The sequence below is a fragment of the Bradyrhizobium sp. USDA 4472 genome (assembly GCF_054058595.1).
Map to the genome: position 1 here is coordinate 5,452,284 of NZ_JBSSAM010000001.1, position 18,980 is coordinate 5,471,263.

20 protein-coding genes, 1 tRNA gene and 1 pseudogene are annotated in these 18,980 nt (G+C 64.3%); 11 read left to right on the plus strand and 11 right to left on the minus strand.

The window, feature by feature from the left end; all coding sequences use genetic code 11:
- Nucleotides 1–224: 224 nt before the first annotated feature.
- Nucleotides 225–1,553, plus strand: coding sequence for a hypothetical protein (locus tag ACVWZ4_RS25395; RefSeq protein ID WP_456763696.1), 1,329 nt, complete (start codon nt 225–227; stop codon nt 1,551–1,553).
- Between the two features lie 8 nt (nt 1,554–1,561).
- Here the strand turns inward: ACVWZ4_RS25395 and ACVWZ4_RS25400 are convergent.
- Nucleotides 1,562–1,650: transfer RNA gene (locus ACVWZ4_RS25400), tRNA-Leu, on the minus strand.
- 169 nt (nt 1,651–1,819) lie between these two features.
- Here ACVWZ4_RS25400 and ACVWZ4_RS25405 point away from each other — a divergent pair.
- Nucleotides 1,820–2,230, plus strand: coding sequence for a twin-arginine translocation pathway signal (locus ACVWZ4_RS25405; RefSeq protein ID WP_456735551.1), 411 nt, complete (start codon nt 1,820–1,822; stop codon nt 2,228–2,230).
- Here the strand turns inward: ACVWZ4_RS25405 and ACVWZ4_RS25410 are convergent.
- Both ACVWZ4_RS25410 and ACVWZ4_RS25415 read right to left on the minus strand, forming a co-directional pair.
- A complete protein-coding gene (locus ACVWZ4_RS25410; protein ID WP_456735550.1) occupies nt 2,208–3,428 on the minus strand; it encodes an FAD-dependent monooxygenase in 1,221 nt (406 codons plus the stop codon). The genes ACVWZ4_RS25405 and ACVWZ4_RS25410 overlap by 23 nt on opposite strands.
- Before the next feature lie 19 nt (nt 3,429–3,447).
- Nucleotides 3,448–3,693: a zinc-finger domain-containing protein gene (locus tag ACVWZ4_RS25415; RefSeq protein ID WP_007602543.1), complete on the minus strand. Its 246-nt coding sequence runs from the start codon at nt 3,691–3,693 to the stop codon at nt 3,448–3,450.
- Nucleotides 3,694–4,011: 318 nt separating this feature from the next.
- Here ACVWZ4_RS25415 and ACVWZ4_RS25420 point away from each other — a divergent pair, with 318 nt between their 5' ends.
- Nucleotides 4,012–5,148 (plus strand): hypothetical protein, encoded by a 1,137-nt coding sequence (locus tag ACVWZ4_RS25420; RefSeq protein ID WP_456735549.1) that lies wholly within the window; start codon nt 4,012–4,014, stop codon nt 5,146–5,148.
- Between the two features lie 35 nt (nt 5,149–5,183).
- Nucleotides 5,184–5,939: an alpha/beta fold hydrolase gene (locus ACVWZ4_RS25425; RefSeq protein WP_456704300.1), complete on the plus strand. Its 756-nt coding sequence runs from the start codon at nt 5,184–5,186 to the stop codon at nt 5,937–5,939.
- Here the strand turns inward: ACVWZ4_RS25425 and ACVWZ4_RS25430 are convergent.
- Nucleotides 5,925–7,298 carry a hypothetical protein gene (locus ACVWZ4_RS25430; RefSeq protein WP_456741443.1) on the minus strand — a complete coding sequence of 458 codons (1,374 nt, stop codon included), beginning with the start codon at nt 7,296–7,298 and terminating at the stop codon, nt 5,925–5,927. The two genes, ACVWZ4_RS25425 and ACVWZ4_RS25430, sit on opposite strands and share 15 nt — an antisense overlap.
- 276 nt (nt 7,299–7,574) lie before the next feature.
- Between ACVWZ4_RS25430 and cysE the strand changes: the two genes are divergently transcribed.
- The 3 genes from cysE to ACVWZ4_RS25445 all read left to right on the plus strand — a co-directional run bounded on the left by cysE (nt 7,575) and on the right by ACVWZ4_RS25445 (nt 10,069).
- Nucleotides 7,575–8,399 (plus strand): serine O-acetyltransferase, encoded by an 825-nt coding sequence (gene cysE / locus ACVWZ4_RS25435; protein ID WP_456704298.1) that lies wholly within the window; start codon nt 7,575–7,577, stop codon nt 8,397–8,399.
- Between the two features lie 123 nt (nt 8,400–8,522).
- A complete protein-coding gene (locus tag ACVWZ4_RS25440) occupies nt 8,523–8,741 on the plus strand; it encodes a DUF3126 family protein (protein ID WP_007602550.1) in 219 nt (72 codons plus the stop codon).
- A 92-nt stretch (nt 8,742–8,833) separates the two neighbouring features.
- The gene (locus ACVWZ4_RS25445) at nt 8,834–10,069 is read left to right on the plus strand and encodes an FAD-binding domain (protein ID WP_456741444.1); all 1,236 of its coding nucleotides are present in this window, start codon (nt 8,834–8,836) and stop codon (nt 10,067–10,069) included.
- Nucleotides 10,070–10,188: 119 nt separating this feature from the next.
- Here ACVWZ4_RS25445 and ACVWZ4_RS25450 read toward each other — a convergent pair whose 3' ends face one another.
- The gene (locus ACVWZ4_RS25450) at nt 10,189–10,908 is read right to left on the minus strand and encodes a hypothetical protein (protein ID WP_456704296.1); all 720 of its coding nucleotides are present in this window, start codon (nt 10,906–10,908) and stop codon (nt 10,189–10,191) included.
- Nucleotides 10,909–11,127: 219 nt separating this feature from the next.
- Between ACVWZ4_RS25450 and ACVWZ4_RS25455 the strand changes: the two genes are divergently transcribed.
- The 4 genes and pseudogenes from ACVWZ4_RS25455 to ACVWZ4_RS25470 all read left to right on the plus strand — a co-directional run bounded on the left by ACVWZ4_RS25455 (nt 11,128) and on the right by ACVWZ4_RS25470 (nt 12,983).
- Entirely contained in the window at nt 11,128–11,457 is a 330-nt protein-coding gene (locus tag ACVWZ4_RS25455; protein ID WP_092228601.1) for a DUF6949 family protein, read from the plus strand.
- Between the two features lie 85 nt (nt 11,458–11,542).
- Nucleotides 11,543–12,073 carry a gamma carbonic anhydrase family protein gene (locus tag ACVWZ4_RS25460; RefSeq protein WP_456704295.1) on the plus strand — a complete coding sequence of 177 codons (531 nt, stop codon included), beginning with the start codon at nt 11,543–11,545 and terminating at the stop codon, nt 12,071–12,073.
- Nucleotides 12,074–12,273: 200 nt separating this feature from the next.
- Complete coding sequence (locus tag ACVWZ4_RS25465) at nt 12,274–12,498, plus strand: hypothetical protein (RefSeq protein ID WP_456741445.1); 225 nt, start codon at nt 12,274–12,276, stop codon at nt 12,496–12,498.
- A gap of 103 nt (nt 12,499–12,601) precedes the next feature.
- Nucleotides 12,602–12,983, plus strand: a pseudogene (locus ACVWZ4_RS25470) (hypothetical protein).
- Nucleotides 12,984–13,181: 198 nt separating this feature from the next.
- Here ACVWZ4_RS25470 and ACVWZ4_RS25475 read toward each other — a convergent pair.
- The 6 genes from ACVWZ4_RS25475 to ACVWZ4_RS25500 form a co-directional block, all read right to left on the minus strand.
- A complete protein-coding gene (locus tag ACVWZ4_RS25475) occupies nt 13,182–13,676 on the minus strand; it encodes a hypothetical protein (RefSeq protein WP_456705321.1) in 495 nt (164 codons plus the stop codon).
- A 312-nt stretch (nt 13,677–13,988) separates the two neighbouring features.
- Entirely contained in the window at nt 13,989–14,720 is a 732-nt protein-coding gene (locus ACVWZ4_RS25480) for an aspartate/glutamate racemase family protein (protein WP_456741446.1), read from the minus strand.
- 5 nt (nt 14,721–14,725) lie between these two features.
- The gene (locus ACVWZ4_RS25485) at nt 14,726–15,604 is read right to left on the minus strand and encodes an ABC transporter permease (protein ID WP_456704291.1); all 879 of its coding nucleotides are present in this window, start codon (nt 15,602–15,604) and stop codon (nt 14,726–14,728) included.
- Nucleotides 15,605–15,607: 3 nt separating this feature from the next.
- Nucleotides 15,608–16,567, minus strand: coding sequence for an ABC transporter permease (locus tag ACVWZ4_RS25490; RefSeq protein ID WP_456705320.1), 960 nt, complete (start codon nt 16,565–16,567; stop codon nt 15,608–15,610).
- Nucleotides 16,567–17,856, minus strand: a complete 1,290-nt coding sequence (locus ACVWZ4_RS25495) for an ABC transporter substrate-binding protein (RefSeq protein ID WP_456763695.1) — start codon at nt 17,854–17,856, stop codon at nt 16,567–16,569. The genes ACVWZ4_RS25490 and ACVWZ4_RS25495 overlap by 1 nt, the downstream gene beginning before the upstream one ends.
- A 43-nt stretch (nt 17,857–17,899) precedes the next feature.
- The gene (locus ACVWZ4_RS25500) at nt 17,900–18,886 is read right to left on the minus strand and encodes an ABC transporter ATP-binding protein (RefSeq protein ID WP_456704289.1); all 987 of its coding nucleotides are present in this window, start codon (nt 18,884–18,886) and stop codon (nt 17,900–17,902) included.
- Nucleotides 18,887–18,980 lie beyond the last annotated feature (94 nt).

Sequence of the window (18,980 nt, forward strand, 5' to 3'; positions counted from 1 at the left end):
TCTAAGGTTGTGTAAATCGAAGCTGTGACAACGCGGTTCCACGACGGAAAGAAAGGTCGTTGGTTCATGATTTCCGCTGTGCCCCCCAGGTCGGCAACGGTCGATTCACCATAGGAGCAGGACCGCACCCCGGTGAGATGAATCCGCAATTGATCCCGGCCATTGTGCCGGAGGGGCGCCACCCGGAGCGTCGGCGGAAACAGGCCATCAAGGCAAGCATCAAAGTGTCCGATATCACCAGTCCCGCACGATGGATGCGGTCATCCGAGAAGACCGCATGGCGGAAGACCTGGCTTGCCTGTCTCGTCGGCCTGGTCGCGTTCCTGGTGTTCGCCAATCTCGCCGGCGACGCTGCGCTGGATGTCAAATACGGCTGGGATATTCGCGTCAATTGCGCCGCGGTCGATGCGCATGTCGACGGGCTGGATCCGTACTACGTCAAGAATCTGAAGGGCACCAAGCTGTCCTATCCCTACCTGCCGCTGACGCTGGACGTTTTCCGTCCGCTCTGCGCGGGCGGCTTCTTCGTCGGTCACTACAGGAGCCTGTTTCTTGCGCTTGCCGCGCTCTGCGCGTTGCTCTTGCCAGGTCTTGGCCGGACGCGTCTGAGTGCGCGCGAGGTTGCACTCAGGGGGCTCTGCGCGCTCGGCGCATTCATCGGTTACGAATGGGTGCAAGCGACGGGAAATTTCGCGATTCTGAGCGGCCTGCTTACGGCGATCGCGTTGCAGCTTTTGCTTCGTCCCTCTGCTCCTGGAGCGACGCAGGATCCGAGCTATCCCCTGCGGCTCGCCGGCGCTGCGTTGCTCGGTCTCGTGACGTCGTTCAAGCTGGTGTTCTTGCCCGTGTTGGCCGCGCTCTATTTCCTGCCGCTGCGGCGTGGTCCGAAGCTTGCGTTGATCGCGGTGGCCGCTTTCGGTTTCGCATTGCCGATCCTCATCTCGCGGCTGCTGTACCCCGACCTGTTCGCGAGCTGGCAGCTTGCAATGGCGGGACAGATTCCCGACCAGCACGTGGTCGATCTCTTCGAGATCAATCCATCGTTGTTGCTGCTTGCGCGGGACCTCATGGATCATGCCGGCCTTGGCGGCAGCAAGACAGCGGCATTCGCGGTCTACGCGCTGTTTGCATCCGCTCTCGTGCTCGTGCCCTTCGTCGTGTCCGTCCTGCGCCTGGTCGACGGCCAACCGGCGCGGGAAGGCGGATCGCTGCTGGCGCGACTGGATCGCGGGCTGATCGATCATCCCCGCACGGCCATGCGTATCACTGTGCTGGCGATGTTTGCGCTTTATCTCAGCTCGCCGCGCCTGAAGGAATATGCCTATTTCGAGCTCGCGCTTTACGCTGCGATACTCGTCGTCGATCTTCCGGCCCTGGCACTCGCCGCATTTGTCGTCGTCGGCCTCGCCTTTCCGGCAGTGATCTCGCTCTTGGGAATGGCATTCGAGGGCAGCTTCATCCTCCTCATCATTGCCCTCCTTGGCTACTGGATCCTGTTGCTGGATTTCCGCGCCGACCCGAAGCGCCTCGAGACGGAAGGCGCGCAATCGTGACGAATCGCTGGTGCGGGCAGCCGGGGTCGAACCGGCACAGCGCTTGCGCACCGAGGGATTTTAAGTCCCTTGCGTCTACCAATTCCGCCATGCCCGCTTGATCCAACGAGATCAAACACTTAAGTCCCGTCCGGCGATCTGGAATCGAGGCGTTGCGCCGGAGGCGTGTCTTCCTTAAGCGAGCCGGCGGCACAAGGCAAAGCCTCAATCCGGACATCTGGCCCTGCTTTAGGCATTCTCAATTCACGGGGACTATTTTTCTGCCCATGCTTGTTTCGCATTCCTTGTCCCTGCGCCTCGGTTGCGCGGCTGCCGCGCTGGTCGTGGCGGGCTTCGCACTGTCCGGCTGTGCCGGCGTGAGCGAGACGATCGCTCCGGCCTTTGCCGATCCCGCCAGATACGAATTGTACGACTGCAAGCAGCTCGAGGCGGAGCGAAAGTCGCTCGCCAACCGCACCGTGGAATTGCAGAAGCTGATGGACAAGGCCGAGACCGGCACCGGCGGCGCCGTCGTGTCCGAGCTCGCCTATCGCAACGACTACGTCGCGGTGCGCGGTTCGGCGCAAATGGCCGAGGACGCCTGGCGCCGCAACAGGTGCCGGGAGACGCCGCCTGACGCAACGCCTGCTGCCGCGACCCCGCAGCGGCCGGACATCAAGCCCGCTCCGAAACGCTAGGGCGCCAGCCGTAGATCCAGTCCTGCCGGGCCAGCATGCGGTCTGGGCCAAGCGCTCGGATCGCAAGATCGCGCGCGATCGCGAACGGGCCGCCCAGATGATAGATGCGGCCCTGCTGCCGCGCGGTGCGCTGCACCTTCCTGACACGCGCCTGACGCGCCTGACCAAACCGCTTCAGCGCCGCCGTGACGCCGGCCGCATCCTGCGCGTCCTCGAGGCTCAGATGCCGGGCCAGCACCGCGGCATCCTCGATCGCCATGCCCGCGCCTTGGGCGGCGAACGGCAGCATCGCATGCACGGCATCGCCCAGCAGCGCGACCGGGCCCTTGCTCCACGGGCAGCCCTCGGGCACGCCGAACAGCGCCCATTTGCGCCAGCTGTCGACGGCGGCCAGCATCATTCGCGCGGTCGGCGGCCAGCGCGGTGCGGCGAATGCCTCCATCACCTCCAAGGGATCGCCTGCCGCGCTCCAGCCCGGCCTGTTCCAGGTCCCCGGCAGCACCGCCACCACGTTGAGCTGGCGGCCGCCCGCGATCGGATAGGTGACGAGATGGGCGTTCGAGCCCATCCAGAGCTGCACCCGCCGCGCCGTAAACTCCTTCGGCAGCTGCGTGGCATCGAGCGTGCCGCGCCAGGCGATCAGCCCGGAGAAGCGCGGCTGCACCTCGGGAAAGAGATGCTGGCGGAGCGTGGACCAGATGCCATCGGCGCCGATCAGCGCGCTGGCGAGATCGCTGCGGCGGATGGTCCCGCTGCGATGGACCACCGTCAGTCCCTTGGCGTGGGGCGCGACATCTTCGAATGTGGCCCCCAATTTCAAATCGATATCGGGATGGTCTGCGACCGCGCCTGACAGCGCCGATTGCAGGTCGGCCCGATGCATCACCCAATAGGGAGCGCCGGCGCGCGCCGAGGCGGCCTCGCCGAGCGGCATCCGCAGCACTTCGCCGCCGGTGCGCGCACTCATGATCGAGACCGCTTCCGGGACGACCGCGCGCAGCTTCAGCCGCTCCGTCAGGCCGAGTTCGACCAGCACGCGGCTGGCATTGGGGGAGAGTTGCAGGCCGGCGCCGATGTCCTCGAGCCGCTCGGCCTTTTCCAGCACGACGATGCGGAAACCGCGCTGCGCCAGTGCGAGCGCAGCCGTCAGTCCTCCGATACCGGCACCGGCAATGACGATCGTTCGCGGGAGGGCCACCCCTGACCGAAGCGAACGGTCAGGCCACCTTGTCCTTCAAGACGCATTCGGGGGGGCGGGCTTCGCCCGCCTTCAGGTCGGCGGCGAAGCGGTACAGCGTCGAGCAGTACGGGCAGATGATCTCGTTGTCGTTGCCGAGGTCCAGGAACACATGCGGATGATCGAACGGAGGATTGGCGCCGACGCACATGAACTCTTGCGAGCCGATCTCGATGACGGGGACACCGGCATCGTTATGGAAGTGCGGGACGACATGGTCGGACATCGTAGTTCATCCTGGAGTGGCAATGGCGGCAGACACAATCAGCGGTGACGCGGCATATTATTGACGCCGCGGACCATACTGATGGGTGCAGGTGATTGCTAGCCCGGCGGAACCGAAAGGTTCGCAATTGCCCCATGCTCATTTGCTCATGCAAATTCGACACAATCTTGTCGCCTCAGAGAAGCCCTTCTTTCGTCGGGGACGTTGTGTCGCAATTTTGGCATACCATGTCTGTGGACACGCGAAATCGTGACGAAAGACCACCATCGGGCGCAAAGACCCGCGCAAGTGATCCAGCGAATGTCCAGGGCTTTCAGCATGAAGTGGCTGCGAATCAGCTCAGCATTGACGGGCATTGCTGCATGCAGCCTTGTACTCGCCCAAGTAGTGCCGCATGCCCGGCAGGCCGGCGCTGTTCTCGCCGTCCAGGATGATCCGGCGGCCCTGTCCGAACTCAAGCTCGATGCGGCCCTCGCAAACAACGACCGCCTGGTTCAGGACAATATCGAGGCGGCGCTTCACGCCGGTGACGCCGATCTCGCCGACAGCTTTGTCGCGCTCGCACGGGATCGCAACATCGCGCTGCCCGACGATCTTCTGAGCCGGGTCGCCGATGCCGTCAAAGTGGAAAATTCCTCGGCGCATTTCGCCAGGCGCTTTGCCACCGGGCTCGTCACCGGCAATGCCGACGACGTCGCGAGCCTGTCCGGGACGGTGGCCGGCGATCTCTTCGTGATCGGCGATATCAGGGACGTCGTGCGCGAGGGCAAGCATCTCGCCATGGGCGAGGACACCGACCGCCTGGTGCTTGGCCTCGCCACCGCAGGCCTCGCGGTGACAGCCGTGACCTACGTGTCGGCCGGCGGCGCGGCGCCTGTGCGCGCCGGGCTGACGCTGGTGAAGGATGCCCGCAAGGTCGGACGGCTCGGCGAAGGTCTCGCCGCATGGGCCGGCCGCTCCGCGCGCGAGGTGGTCGACGCGCCGATGCTGCAGAACGCCGTCGCCTCCGGTTCGGTGCTGCGGCCGGGAGAGACCATGAGCGCGATCAAGGCCGCGTTCCGCGTCGAGAAAGCCGGCGCGCTGGTCCGGCTCGGCAAGGATGTCACGCGTGTCGCCGAGAAATCAGGTGCGCGCGGCGCAATGGATACGCTGCGGATCGCCGAAGGGCCGAAGGATGTTTCGCGCGCGGCGCGGCTTGCGGAAGCGCAAGGCAGCAAGACGCGCGCGATCATGAAAGTGCTCGGCCGCGGTGCGCTGCTGCTCGTCGGCGGGGCGTTCGATCTCACGCTGTGGCTGTTCGGCGCTGCCCTGACGCTGTTCGGCCTGCTGTCCTCGATCAAGGCGACCGCCGAGCGCCTGACCCAGGCCTGGTGCGATCGCAGGCGGGCGCGGCGGCTCCGCCGGGCCCAGGCTGCGGCCGAGGCCGCTCTGGCCAGTGCGGCCGCAACAGCCTAAGATCAACTCTTCCTCCCAACAATCCGGAACTGCTGATGCCGAGCTTTCACAACGGCGCCGTTGAAATTGCCTATCTCGACGAAGGCGAGGGCGATCCGATCATCCTGGTGCACGGCTTTGCCTCGAGCAAGAACGTGAACTGGGTCTATCCGACCTGGGTCTCGGAGCTGCGCAAGAACGGCCGCCGCGTCATTGCACTGGATAATCGTGGCCATGGCGAGAGCGCAAAGCTTTACGATCCCGCGCAATACTCGATTCCCACCATGGCCGGCGACGTGCTGGCGTTGATGGATCATCTCGCCATCCCGCAGGCCGACATCATGGGCTATTCGATGGGCGGGCGGATGACGGCCTGGCTCGGCCTCAACGAGCCGCAGCGGCTGCGCTCGGCGATTCTCGGCGGCATCGGCATCGGCGGCCTGATCGAGGGCACGGGGCCCGGCGAGAACGTCGCGAAGGCGCTGGAGGCGCCCTCGCTCGGCGACGTCGGCGATCCGGTCGGCCGCACCTTTCGTGCGTTTGCAGACCAAACCCGTTCCGACCGGCGTGCGCTCGCCGCCTGCCTGCGCGGCACGCGCGAGCTCATGACCAGGCAAGAGGCCGCGCGGATCGACGTGCCGGTGCTGATCGCGGTCGGCTCGACCGACGATGTTGCGGGTTCGGCCAGCGCGCTTGGCGCGATCATCCCCGGGTCGGAAGTGCTCGATATACCGGGCCGCGATCACATGCGGGCCGTCGGCGACAAGGTCTACAAATCAGGCGTGCTCGACTTCCTCTCACGCCGCGGCTGATTCGTCGTCCGCTGGTTCACCGCCGATCGATCGAAACAGCGCCATCAGCACCACGAAGGTCGCCACCCACACCATCCGTGCGCCATAGCGGTCGTGCGGGCCCGAGATCACGCCGCAGATGAAGGCATTGCCCAGCAGCGCGAGCGTCACGGACGCCGCGAGCAGCGACAGGTCGTCGAGCCTGCGATGGGCGAGCGCATGTCCGAGCAGCGCGAGCAGTCCCAGCATCGAGACCAGCGCGACCGGGACGTGCAGCCAGTTGACGTAGTCGAAATTGAGGCCCCAATGCTGCTGGCGTGCCGCGCGCATCGGCGCGACCTGCCCCGGGATGTAGCGTTCGATGATGCCATAGGTGTGCGGGATCCAGACGCTGGCGCCTTCGCCGGTCGCCACGTGGAGCAATTGCTGGCCCATCGCCCGCAGCGCCGCGCCGGCCTGCCAGACCGGATAATCGGCGAGCGATCGCACGACGATGGTGCCCATCTCGTCATTGAGCCCGTCGAAGCGGCCGAGCGTGTTGAACATGCTGTTGCCCCACAGGAATTCGTCGGCCGTCGCCGGCAATTCGTTGCGATAGGGACAAAGCTTGAAGTCCTCGCGCGCGCAATGGTCATCGAGGAAACGCGCCACGATACCGTCCTGCATCATGCGGCCGAAGGCGACGCCGTAGCCGCCGGGTGTCCAGGCCCATTTCCCCGACAGAGCGTGGTTGGCCGACAGCAGCATCAGGCTGCCGGCTATGATGGTCATGCTCGCGTAGGCCAGCCCGGCGATCGGGACGCGACGTCCGAGCAACGGCCGCGCCATCCAGCCGGCCACGCAGAGCCCGAGCAGCACGCCGAGCGTGGCGCTGTGGGTTGCGGCGGCAAAGGCGGTGAAGACGAACAGCGAGATCTTTTCGAGCACCGATGTCCGCGGTCCCCCGATGACGAGCAGGAACAGCGACAGGATCGAAAGGCCCGCGAAGATGTCGGTGAGCAGCATGCTGGCGAGCCAGGGCAGGGCCGTCGACAGGATCAGTAACAAGCTGATCGCGACGAAGCGGAACGTCTGCATCATCGAGAGCACGCGCAGCGTCAGCTGCAGCAGCCACAGCGTCGCCAGCGACTGCACCGCGAGGTTGATCCAGAACCCGAAATTCTCGCCATAATGCAGATAAAGGCCGAAGACCGTGGAGCGGCTGGGAACGAGATAACCCTCGTACCAGCGCGCCAGATAGCCGCCGGTATCCCACTGCAGCAGCGGATAACCATTCCAGAACGCCGGTGCGATCATGAGGAGGGGCAGAGCCACCGCCGCCAACCGCAGCGAAAGGGTACCCGCGGCGCGCGCGCGCAATTGATCGGTGGTGATGCTCAAGATTGCTCCGTCCTCGTGCCGACCATGCCCGCAATAGTGGTTGAGGCGAAATTCACCAATAGTTTGACGCCGCCCGGCTTGAATTTGGCGAAACTCTGACCACTTTGAGCCGACCTCGCCGCTCGGGGGCGTTCTGGGAAACCTTTGTGTTTCAAGGCGTTGGCATGCTTCTGCGGGGCAAGGTGCTGTTCACTCTCAGGCAAGCCCGTCAGGACTTTGTCGTCTAGACTATGCTATAGAGCCAGCCAAACGAGCCAATTCGAAAGAGCAGATTCCATGGCAGTGCATCAGGTCAATCCGGGAGGAAAGCTCGCGACGCTCGATCCGATCTGGGATCGGATCCGCGGCGAGGCCGAGGACATCGTCCACCGCGAGCCCGAGCTTGCGACCTTCATCTACTCGACCGTGCTGCATCACAGCCGCCTGGAAGATTCGGTGGTCCATCGGGTCGCCGACCGGCTCGATCACTCCGCGCTGTCGGGCGATCTGGTGCGGCAGACCTTCGACGAAGCCTTGCGCGACGATCCCGATTTGGGCAACGCCTTCCGCGCCGATCTCGTCGCCGTTTACGACCGTGATCCCGCCACCTCGCGCTTCATCGATCCCTTGCTCTATTTCAAGGGCTTTCACGCGCTCCAGACCCATCGCCTGGCGCACTGGCTCTACCTGAAGGGCCGCAAGGATTTCGCGTATTACCTGCAGAGCCGCGCGTCGGCGGTGTTCCAGACCGACATCAATCCGGCCGCGCGCATCGGCCGCGGCGTCTTCCTCGACCACGCCACCGGCTTCGTCTGCGGCGAGACCGCTGTGATCGAGGACGACGTCTCGATCCTGCATGGCGTCACGCTCGGCGGCACCGGCAAGGAGAACGAGGATCGCCATCCCAAGATTCGTCATGGCGTCTTGATCGGCGCCGGCGCAAAGATCCTCGGCAACATCGAGATCGGCCATTGCGCGCGCATCGCGGCCGGCTCGGTCGTGGTGAAGCCGGTGCCGCACAACGTCACGGTCGCCGGCGTGCCGGCCAAGATCGTCGGCGAGGCCGGCTGTGCCGAGCCGTCGCGCACCATGGACCAGATGATCAACGCGATGGGTCTTTGAATTCGTGAGCTCAAGGGCCGGATTCTCCGGCCTTTTCGTCCCCAAATTCTTTGGCAATTCATGCTGGCGGTTCGTCGCGTCTCGTCCTAAAACCCGCCGACCAATTTTGATCGGAGACTTGCCGTGGACGTCAAAGAAGTCAGAAAGTTAGATGCGTATCTGAAGCGCGTATTCGGCAATCCCAAGATCCGCGTCGTGCCCCGGCCGAAGAAGGACGATTCCGCCGAGGTCTATATCGGCGAGGAGTTCATCGGCGTGTTGTTCGTCGACGACGAGGACGATGATCGCTCGTTCCAGTTTCAGATGGCGATCCTGGAAGACGATCTGGTCGATCAGGAGTAGGCCGGCCGGTGACGTGACGCGGAACTCCGCGGTCATCATTTGGTGATTGACGCGGCGGTGTAATCGGTCGCCGCCCGTCCCATATTCCCTTCATGAAATCTGTGCTGATCTCCGGGGCGGGGATCGCGGGGCCGACATTGGCCTATTGGCTGCAGCGTGCCGGCTACGTGCCGACGCTGGTCGAGCGTGCGCCCGCGCTTCGTCGCGGCGGCTACGTCATCGATTTCTGGGGACTGGGTTACGACATTGCAGAACGCATGGGGCTGCTGCCGGCGATCAATCGCGCCGGCTATCACGTGCGCGAGATGCGCATCGTCGACGATGACGGCGGGCGCGTTGCCGGCTTCGGCACACGCGTATTCGACGAACTCACGGGTGGACGTTACGTCACGCTGGCGCGAAGCGATCTGTCGCGCTTGCTGTACGAGGCATCTGCCGATTCCATCGAGGTCCTCTTCGGCGACGAGATCGTCGCGCTCGAGGAGCGGGCCGACGAGGTCAGGGTTCGCCTGCGGCGTGGTGGAGAGCGCCACTTCGATCTCGTGGTCGGCGCCGACGGTCTACATTCACAGGTACGGCGTCTTGCCTTCGGGCCGCAACAGGCTTTCGAACGGCATCTCGGCTACGGTGCCGCCGCATTCGAGACCGACGGTTACGACAGGCGCGACGAGAACACGTACCTCATGTACGCCAAGCCGGGCCGCATGATCGGGCGCTTTACCCTGCGTGATGACCGAACGCTGTTCGTTTGCATTTTCACCGGTGACACCGATCGATGGCCCGCCACGGTTGCCGAGCAGAAGGCGAAGCTGCGTGACGTCTATCGCGCCGCGCGATGGGAGTGGCCGGCGATCGCCGGCGAACTGGATCGTGCGGACGAGTTGTATTTCGATCGTGTCAGCCAGATCGAGATGGACCGCTGGTCGCGAGGGCGCGTTGCCCTGATTGGCGATGCGGCCTTCTGCGTGTCGCTGGTCGCGGGGCAGGGCTCGGCGCTCGCCATGATCTCCGCCTACGTGCTTGCCGGTGAGCTCGCACGCGCTGGCGGCAGCTACTGCGAAGCATTCAGCGCCTACGAGACGCGATTGCGGAGCTATATCTCCAGGAAGCAGCGCGGAGCGAAGCGCTTTGCCGCTGCCTTCGCGCCGAGGACGTCGCGCGGCCTGTGGTTTCGAAACCAGGTCGTCAGGGCGTTCTCGTTGCCCGGTGCGGCCAGACTTGTAGTCGGCCGCGACATCGCGGACAGGCTGGATCTGCCGGACTATCGCTGGGAGGAGCGCGACGAGGGAGCGACTGAACTGCGCGGGGGCCGGGGGATCGTGCGATGATGCCATCGTGCCCCTGTTTTGCCCGACGGGTCAAGTCATAATTCGGTAAATACGAACCGTCGCCGGCCCCGGCTACTGTGCATGGGGTTGTTTTCGACTTTTTGTTATCGAGGCCGCGCTTACGCCTTCGGCCCGCGCAACTGCGCGGTCAGCTTGTCCATGGCGTCCGCGACGTCACGCCATTGCGACAGCCAGCTGCGCGGAAAGCGGAAGGTGAGGTCGGCGCCGTCGACGCGGCGCTCCGACAGGCACATCCCGGGTGTGGCTGCATCGCGCGTGCAGCGCGCAGTCAGCGCGGGGCTGGTGGCGGAATAGAGATCCTCGCTGCCATAGGGCGTGTCGCTGCGGAACGGGCGCATCGTCAATCCATCGGCAGGTGTCGTCACGGACTGGTCGAGATAGTGCGGATAGATGGTCGCGGTGCGTTGCTCGGGCGAAAGCGCATCGTGATGTGCCGCGATCGAGAGGAAGATGCGGTCGATCGGCTGCATGGCCGTGTTGACGGTATCGGCGGTCACATGCGTCGGGCCGCTCGGTGCGTCGAGCGAGGGATAGAGGAAATCGAGATCGATGCGCTCCTGCGGTCCGGAGTGCCGCTGGATCTTCATCCGGATCGCGGAGATCGGCAGGTTGAACAGCGTCCCGCCGACGCTGACGGGCAGCTTGTCCGGAGCATCAACGCCGCCCGGGCTCCAGGTCGGCCACAGCAGATAGGCGACCAGCGCGACCGCACCCGCCGCGAACACGCCCGTGAGCGCGAGCGGGACGAAATGCGCCCGCGGGCGCGTTCTTGCGCTTGCCTTGGGCGAGCGAGGGGAGGTTGCCGAAAACACCGTCATGACGTCACGCAAATGGGCCGGGTCGGCCGCTGGCCGACGAATCACCGGCGAATATGGCACGTGACGGCGATTTCGCGGAACGTTCCGATCCTGCCGGGAACAAGGCGGCTCTGCGTCGGGCGGGGGCGCCGTTAACCTTCGCTTAAGGATAATGTAGCGTTAACCGGCACGATTTGTCACAGGAAGGCTCCTCGCGTTGCGTATGGGCGGACTGTTCCGATGACACCTGAAGCTCTCAACACCTTGTTCGCGATCTGCATCGGCTTCGCGCTCGCGGGCGCGCTCGCCAATGGATACCAGGCGATGTCGCAGCGGCCCGCGGGTTTCGGGCTGTTGCAGGAGGGCGTCGCCCCCCGGACATTTGCAGCGGTGCCGTTCCTGGTGTTTGCCGCGCCCTTCATCATCATGCGCAACACGCTGCGCGGCATGCGGCTGGAAAGCCGCCGCTTCGAATTCGTGATGATGGCGACCGTCATTGCCGGCTTCTGGAGCATGATGAGCGGCACTTTCTTCCTGATGACGCTGCGCGCCACCGGCGTCCTGGGCTGACGTTTGCAGGGGGGCCCGCTGCGGCGACCTTTGCCTCCGCGCCGTCGTTTCGCTATGGCTGGGTTTGACGCGACAGGAGACCTCCATGGCGATCTACGAGCTCGACGGGCAGGCGCCCGATCTTCCCTCTGACGGCGACTATTTCATCGCGGAAACTGCGACCGTGATCGGCCGCGTGCGCTTGAAGCCGGGTGCGAGCGTCTGGTTCGGTGCGGTGCTGCGTGGCGACAATGAGTGGATCGAGATCGGCGAGGGCGCCAATGTGCAGGACGGCTCGACCTGCCACACCGATCTCGGCTTTCCGCTGGTCGTCGGCAGGAACTGCACCGTCGGTCACAACGTCATCCTGCATGGCTGCACCATCGAGGAGGGCGCGCTGATCGGCATGGGCTCGATCGTGATGAACGGCGCGAAGATCGGCCGCAACAGCATCGTCGGCGCCGGCTCCGTGATCACCGAGGGCAAGGAATTTCCCGAACGTTCGCTGATCATCGGCTCGCCCGCGCGCGTGATCCGCACACTCGACGAGCCCCAGGTGCAGAAGATGGGAAGTGCGGCGAGGTTTTACGTCGCCAACGGCCCGCGCTTCAAAAAGGGCCTCAAGCGGATCGGCTGAGGCCATGCCCGGTGATCGGGCCGGGCCCGAGTTGGTGCGGCCAAGCAGTTCGCCGATGGTCCGGTGCGCCGTCACCGTGAACTCGCCGAGGCCGTGGACGAGAACCGCTCGCCGCGGGCTATCTGTTCATGCTTGAGCTCGTCGCGCCGGCTTGAACGTCGTCGTGATGCGGGCCTCGGTGTTGGCCCGCCTGTCCGACATTGTGCAACGAGCGCGACCAGTTCAACGACAAGTACCAGGCCAAGAAGTGGCAGCTCGCCGCCGCGATCAACAGCATGCCGCAGGGCCTGATCATGCTCGACGGCAAGGCCGCCGTGGTCGCAATGAAGGCCAACAAGAGCCGATTGTTCAGCGGCGACGTCGCGAATATGTCGCGGCGGTCCTCGACCGCATCGCCAAGCGCGAGATGTCACCGCGGCTGCTGACGCTCGCGCGGAAGTGAGCCGGCGCGCCTATCATCAATTCCAGAGTGACACTAGCTTGCACCTGTTTTGAAGTGTGGAGCGTGTCCACGCGGAGGGTGAGTTGATGTTACGCAAGATGATCATGGCCGCGCTGGCCGTCGCGGCAGTCGGCCTCGCAGCGCCCGAGGCGGCGCAGGCGCGGGCTGGTTTCGGTGGCGGCGGCCATTGGGGTGGTGGTGGCCATTGGACCGGCGGCTGGGGTCACGGCGGCTGGGGCCACGGCTGGCATGGCGGCGGTTTCTGGCCCGGTGTCGCCCTTGGTGCCGGTATCGCGGGCGCCGGCTATTTTGGTGCCTATGGCTATGGCTACCCGTACTACGGCGACCCCTATTATTACGGCGCGGGATATGACGATGGCGGCTATGGCTCGCAGTGCTACCTCGTGCGGCAGCGGGTCATGACGCAGTGGGGGCTGGCGCGTTCGCCGCGTTCAGGTCTGTGAATAAAGCCGGCCCAGCGAGGCACCAGAATACGGAGCCAAAAAACAAGGCCGTTGACGCAGTATACCGTCAACGACCTTGCCAGCCCCGGATATTGAAATCGGCTCACGCCATCCGGTATGGGTCAGCATCGCGCGGAATCATACGGGCGAATGTGATCCATTTCACATCTGACAAAAATAAAGCCCGTAGCGAGGGATCCAATCAGCCGCTTGCGCGTTTGCGGGCGCTGGCATGGACACGGTGGCGCGCCGGTTTCCTCGGGGTAACTGCGGGCGCGTCAGCCTCGTTGGCGCGAACACTGGCAAAGGATTGCCGCAACCCGTCGATGGCGTCGTTCAGATTGGCCACCTGTTCTGACAGGCGCTTAGTGTCGGCCTGTTGCGAGGCGAGCAGCCGCTTCATGGTCAAAAGCTGGTCCTGAACGACCTGGAGCTGGTCGATCGATTCCTGTTGGGTCGCCTCCAGCCCCTTGGTCTTCTCGACGAGTTGCTCGGAGGCTTGCGCCGCCCGCACCTGGAGCTGCCGCGACGCGACCGCCCGGTCGGTTTCGGGGGCAGCGCCGGTATAAGCCCGCCAGATCGCGATCGAGGTGACCCCGGCGATCAGCAGCAGCAGCGCGGCAGCCGTCAACGCGATCGGCTGGGCGCCGAGGCGGACGAATGGATTGGACGGTGTGTCCTCTGCGAGATCGATCATCGCTGACAAAACCCAAATTGAAACTTGGCGAGTGGCGAAGAGCGGCAGCACGAGAAACAGGGCGGCCGGGACGTCCCGAAAGGGTTACCGTTCAGCAACAAATGGGACGAAAAGGTGGCCGTCGGTGGAAAAAACGCGATTGACCAGAGGGACGGCTCCTGCGACCGAGGTCACTGGCCGAAGAAGAAAACGTGGACCTGTTGCTCTACCAGGTCGCGCGCTCCACGACGTCGGTGGCAAAGACGAGTAGGCCGACGAGGCCGGTGCCGGTCACCGGCGGTCTTCGCCTGACGGACCGTCGGCGGGGCCAGGCTAGGGCTGGAATGGCGCGAATGGACCGGCATAGGGCTTCGGCCTCGGCGCCGCGTACGGGCCGAGCCGCGAGGTCTTCAACCCGAGCCGCACCAGTCCCTCGGCCAGCGTCACCGCAGCCGCGACGCCGTCGACCACGGGCAGGCCGTGTGTGTCGGCGAGTTCGGCGGCAAGATCGGCCATGCCGGCACAGCCGAGCACGATTGCTTCAGCACGATCGTTTCGGATCGCGGCGGTGATCTCCGCGGAGATCTTTCCAAGGGCGTCTGAGTTGCGCTCTTCGAGCGCGAGCACAGGGACCTCGGCGGCGCGGACGCGGGCGCAACGCTCGGCGAGGCCGTACTTCCGCAGATTATGTTCGATCGGCACGATGGAGACACCGAGCGTCGTCACCACGGCAAAGCGTGTGGCGATCAGGCTTGCGATGTGGAAGCCCGCTTCGCCGATACCGATGACAGGCGCTTGTGCCGCCGCGCGCGCGGCATCGAGGCCGGTGTCGTCGAAGCAGGCGATGATGTGGGCATTCGCGCCGTCGCGGTCGGCCTCGCGGATGCAGCCGAGCATGCCCGGGACGGCGAAGGCCTCGTCGTAGAATCCCTCGATCGAGACCGGGCCCATCGCCGGCTGGCGCGCGTCGATCACGGTATCGGGCAGCGCGACCGCCCGTGCCGCTGCGGCGATCTTCGCCGTCATCGACGCGGTGGTGTTGGGATTGACGACGTGAAGCCGCATCGCGATCAGAGGAGTCCTTTGCCGGCGTCCGAGCCCTTGGCCGCCTGGCGCTTGTTGAGCATGTGGATCGTGCCGAGCGCGAGCGCGATCACAGCGAAGGAGACCGCGGAGATGATCGTGCCGAGCGCATAGATGTCCGGGTTCGTCACTGTCGTGGTGAGGCCCTGGAGATCGAGCGGCAATGTATTGACCGCACCGATCGCCTGGCTGGAGCGCGCGAGTTCGTCCCAGGACAGCGTGAAGCCGAACAGACCGATACCGATCACCGACGGCAGGATGATCGGCAGCACGACATGGCGGAACGTTTGCCACGGCGTCGCGCCGAGATCGCGTGCGGCCTCCTCGAGCCGGGGATCGAAGCGGTTGAAGATCGCGAACATGATCAGCAGGCCGAACGGCAGCGTCCAGGTCAGATGCGCACCGAGCCCGGAGGTCAGCAGGCCCATCGATGTCTCGAAATTCTCGTTCCAATGCGCCTTGATCAGATCGTCGATGATACGGAATTCAAGCGAGATCCCGAGCGAGGTGATGATCGAGGGCACGATCAGGCTCGCAATCGCCGAATAGAACAGAATGCTCTGCGCCCTGAACTTCCTGCGGAAGGCCATGCCGGCGGCAATCGACAGCACGACCGTGACAGCCATCACGATGACGCCAAGCAACAGCGAGCGGCGGAAGGACGCGCCGAGATCGATGATGCCGGTGCCCTGGAACAGCTTTGTCAGCCAATAGGTCGACACGCCGTTCATCGGGAAGGTGAGGCCACCTTGGGGCCCCTGGAACGACAACACGTAGATCGCAATCATCGGTCCATAAAGAAACAGCACGTAGGCTGCGAAGAAGATCGCGAGAATATAGAAGCTGCGGGGGCGCCCTTCCTTCATCGCCTAGAGCTCCTTCTTGATGTCGACGATGCGCGACATCATGGTGATGATCAGGAACGTGATGACGAGCAGGATCACGGCGTTGGCGGCTGCGGCCGGGAATTGCAGCGCGTTCACCCGCGTCTCGATGATCTTGCCGGCCGCCGCGATCTGCTGGCCGCCCATCACGCCGATGGTGATGAAGTCGCCCATCACGATGGTGATGACGAAGATCGAGCCGATCACGATTCCGGGCTTCGCCAGGGGAACGATGACGTTGACCAGCGTCTGGAAGCCGGTGGCGCCGGCGTCATAGGCCGCCTCGATCAGCGATTTGTCGATGCGGATCATCGAATTGAAGATCGGCACGACCATGAAGAAGGTGAAGAGGTGCACCAGCGCCAGCACCACCGAGAATTCGGAGAACAGCAGCCACTCCAGCGGCTGGTTGATCAGGCCCGTCTTCATCAGTCCGGAATTCACCAGCCCGTTGCGCCCAAGCAGCGGGATCCAGGCGATCATGCGGATCACGTTGGAGGTCCAGAACGGGATCGTACAGAGCAGCGAGAGTCCCATCTGCCAGGTCTTGGATTTGACGTGGAAGGCGAGGAAATAGGCGACCCAGAAGCCGATGAAGAGCGTGATGGCCCAGACCAGGAAGCACAGCTTCAGCGTCTTCACATAGGTTTTTGCGATGGTGCAGAGATCGGGGAGCTGCGCGATGCAGCCTTCGAACGTGTCGGTGTAGCCGCGGCCCGAGAGCGCCGGCAGCAATTGGTATTCGTTGTAGTCCCAGAAGGAGACAATGACGACGAAGACGAGCGGGATCAGGAAGAAGGCGACAAACACCAGCATCATCGGCCCGGCCTGTAGCCAGGAGACGAAGGAGGGCGACAGGCGCGCGGATTTGGCCGCGCGCCTCGTGTCGGTCCCCCGGACAATGTCCGGGGGCGCCTGTTGCAGGATGTCCTCCGACGTATCCATCACGCGGCGATGAACTCGTTCCACTTGCGGACCATGTAGTCGTTCTCGTCCATCACGGCGTTCCAGCACGCCACCCCGCCCATGCGGTCCTCGTAGGAGCCGCCGTCGCGCACGGAACCTGCCTTCTCCAGCAGCGAGCCGTCGGGCGCCTTGATGTCCTTCTCGGCGGGCTTGCCCTCCATCCAGTAGGCCCACTCGTACGGCTCCATGTTGGCCTTTGCGGTCGAGAGCACGGCCGAGTAGTAGCCTTGGCGATTGAGATAGGCGCCGGCATAGCCTGACAAGAACCAGTTGACGAACTCGTAGGCCCAATCGAGCTTCGGACCGGACACGCCCTTGGAGACGCAGAAGCCCGATGCCCAGGAGCGGTAGCCTTCCTTGAGCGGCTGGAAGGTGCAGGCGATGCCCATCGAACGCACCTTCGTCACCGCCGGCGACCACATCGACTGGATCACGGTCTCACCCGAAGCCATCAGGTTGACGCTTTCGTTGAAGTCCTTCCAGAACGCGCGGAACTGTCCGGCCTTCTTCGCCTCGGTCATCACCTTCATGGTGAGATCGATCTCTTCCTTGGTCATGTTGCCCTTGTCGGCATATTTGTACTTGCCGGTGGCTTCCACGACCATCGCGGCATCCATAATGCCGATCGAGGGGATGTTGAGGATCGAGGCCTTGCCCTTGAACTCGGGGTTGAGCAGCTCAGCCCAGGAGTTGATCGGGCGCTTGATGAGGTCGGGACGGATGCCAAGCGTGTCGGCGTTGTACACGGTCGGGATCAGCGTGACGTACTCGGTCGGCGACGTCGCGAATTTCTTGGAATCCTTGCCCTCGAGATAGAGCACTTTCCACGGCGCGGTGCCCTGGCCGCCGATCTTCTTGCCGCCGGGCGTCTCGCCCTTGGTGAAGACAGGCGTGATGTTGTCGAATTCCTTGATCTTCTTGGCGTCGAGGGCAAGGATGTTGCCCGACGGAACGATCTTCTTCAGCGAGAAATATTCGGTGTCCAGCACGTCGAAGGAGTTCGGCTGGGTCATCACGCGCTTGGTGACGTCGTCGGTGGTCGCGGTGATGTATTCGATCTTGATGCCGGTGTCCTTCAGGCACTGCTTGGAGATGTCGTCGCCCTCGTTCACGGCGGTGCCGAGATAGCGCAGCACCTTCGGCTCGGCCGACATTACGTAGGGGAAGCCGGTGATGGCGCCGGAGCCGGCGGCGAGGCCCGCGAGACCCGCGGTGCCCTTGAGCAGCGTGCGGCGGCTGACGCCCGATGTCTTGGTGGTCTTTGTCATTCCAGTCACTCCTCTGTGTTGCGCATTTTCTGTGATGACGGCGCTATTGCAGACGTTGCGCCTTGGCGGGATCCCAGGTGGCCAGCACGCGATCGCCCGGCCGGAACGGATGGACATCGAAGGTGGCTTCGGGAACGTGGGAGAACAGGGCGGTGCCGTCGTCGAGCGTGAGCGAGACGGCGACATAAGAGCCCTGGTACTCGGTCTGGGTCAGCAGCGCCGGCGCGCCGAACGCGCCGTCAGTGACCGGCTTGATGCCGAGCTGATCGGCGCGCACGGCGATGAGTTTTCCGGCGTCGCTGAGGACGTTGTGACCGCCGATGAAGCGCGCCACGAATTCGGTGCGGGGATGGTGGAAGATGTCGCGGGCCGTGCCCTGCTGCTCGATCTTGCCCTGATTCATCACCACGATGTGGTCGGCAAGCGCCATCGCCTCCTCCTGGCCGTGGGTGACCTGGATGAAGCTGATGCCGAGCTCGCGCTGCAGCCGTTTGAGCTCGCCGCGCATCTTGACGCGCAGGAATGGATCGAGCGCGGACAGCGGCTCGTCGAGGAGGAGGATCTGCGGCTCGGTGATCAGTGCACGCGCGAGTGCGACGCGCTGCTGCTGGCCGCCGGAGAGCTGGGCGGGCAGGCGACCCGCGTAGGGGCTCATCGCCACCAGTTCCAGAAGCTCGCCGGCGCGCTTGTGCCTGGTCGCGCGGTCGATGCCGCGCATTTTCAGGGCAAAAGCAACATTGTCGAGCACGCTCAGATGCGGAAACAGCGCGTAGGACTGAAACATCATCGCCGTGCCGCGGCTGGCGGGCGCCAAATCGGTCACGTTCTGCGGGCCCAGGATGATGTCGCCCTCGCTGACTGCCTCATGGCCGGCAATCATGCGCAGCGTCGAGGTTTTGCCGCAGCCGGACGGGCCGAGCAGGCAGCAATAGGTGCCGGCGGGGATCTTCAGATTGACATTGTCGACCGCCAGCGTGGTGTCATAGCGCTTGGTGACGGCAACCAGTTCGAGAGCGGCGGGAGTGGCCATGGCATGTCCGCGAGAGAGGCGATGTTCTGCCCCTCTCCGCAAGGTCCGTGCCAACAGCGCCAAAATTGCCAAATTGGAAAACTGTGCAGCGAAG

Bases quoted from the DNA above. Each gene is read 5' to 3' on its own strand.
- ACVWZ4_RS25490 (WP_456705320.1), bottom strand. From the start codon at position 16,567: ATGGATACGTCGGAGGACATCCTGCAACAGGCGCCCCCGGACATTGTC.
- ACVWZ4_RS25415 (WP_007602543.1), bottom strand. From the start codon at position 3,693: ATGTCCGACCATGTCGTCCCGCACTTCCATAACGATGCCGGTGTCCCC.
- ACVWZ4_RS25420 (WP_456735549.1), top strand. From the start codon at position 4,012: ATGAAGTGGCTGCGAATCAGCTCAGCATTGACGGGCATTGCTGCATGC.
- ACVWZ4_RS25450 (WP_456704296.1), bottom strand. From the start codon at position 10,908: ATGACGGTGTTTTCGGCAACCTCCCCTCGCTCGCCCAAGGCAAGCGCA.
- ACVWZ4_RS25460 (WP_456704295.1), top strand. From the start codon at position 11,543: ATGGCGATCTACGAGCTCGACGGGCAGGCGCCCGATCTTCCCTCTGAC.
- ACVWZ4_RS25495 (WP_456763695.1), bottom strand. From the start codon at position 17,856: ATGACAAAGACCACCAAGACATCGGGCGTCAGCCGCCGCACGCTGCTC.
- ACVWZ4_RS25480 (WP_456741446.1), bottom strand. From the start codon at position 14,720: ATGCGGCTTCACGTCGTCAATCCCAACACCACCGCGTCGATGACGGCG.
- ACVWZ4_RS25455 (WP_092228601.1), top strand. From the start codon at position 11,128: ATGACACCTGAAGCTCTCAACACCTTGTTCGCGATCTGCATCGGCTTC.
- cysE (WP_456704298.1), top strand. From the start codon at position 7,575: ATGGCAGTGCATCAGGTCAATCCGGGAGGAAAGCTCGCGACGCTCGAT.
- ACVWZ4_RS25475 (WP_456705321.1), bottom strand. From the start codon at position 13,676: ATGATCGATCTCGCAGAGGACACACCGTCCAATCCATTCGTCCGCCTC.
- ACVWZ4_RS25500 (WP_456704289.1), bottom strand. From the start codon at position 18,886: ATGGCCACTCCCGCCGCTCTCGAACTGGTTGCCGTCACCAAGCGCTAT.
- ACVWZ4_RS25445 (WP_456741444.1), top strand. From the start codon at position 8,834: ATGAAATCTGTGCTGATCTCCGGGGCGGGGATCGCGGGGCCGACATTG.
- ACVWZ4_RS25405 (WP_456735551.1), top strand. From the start codon at position 1,820: ATGCTTGTTTCGCATTCCTTGTCCCTGCGCCTCGGTTGCGCGGCTGCC.
- ACVWZ4_RS25485 (WP_456704291.1), bottom strand. From the start codon at position 15,604: ATGAAGGAAGGGCGCCCCCGCAGCTTCTATATTCTCGCGATCTTCTTC.
- ACVWZ4_RS25425 (WP_456704300.1), top strand. From the start codon at position 5,184: ATGCCGAGCTTTCACAACGGCGCCGTTGAAATTGCCTATCTCGACGAA.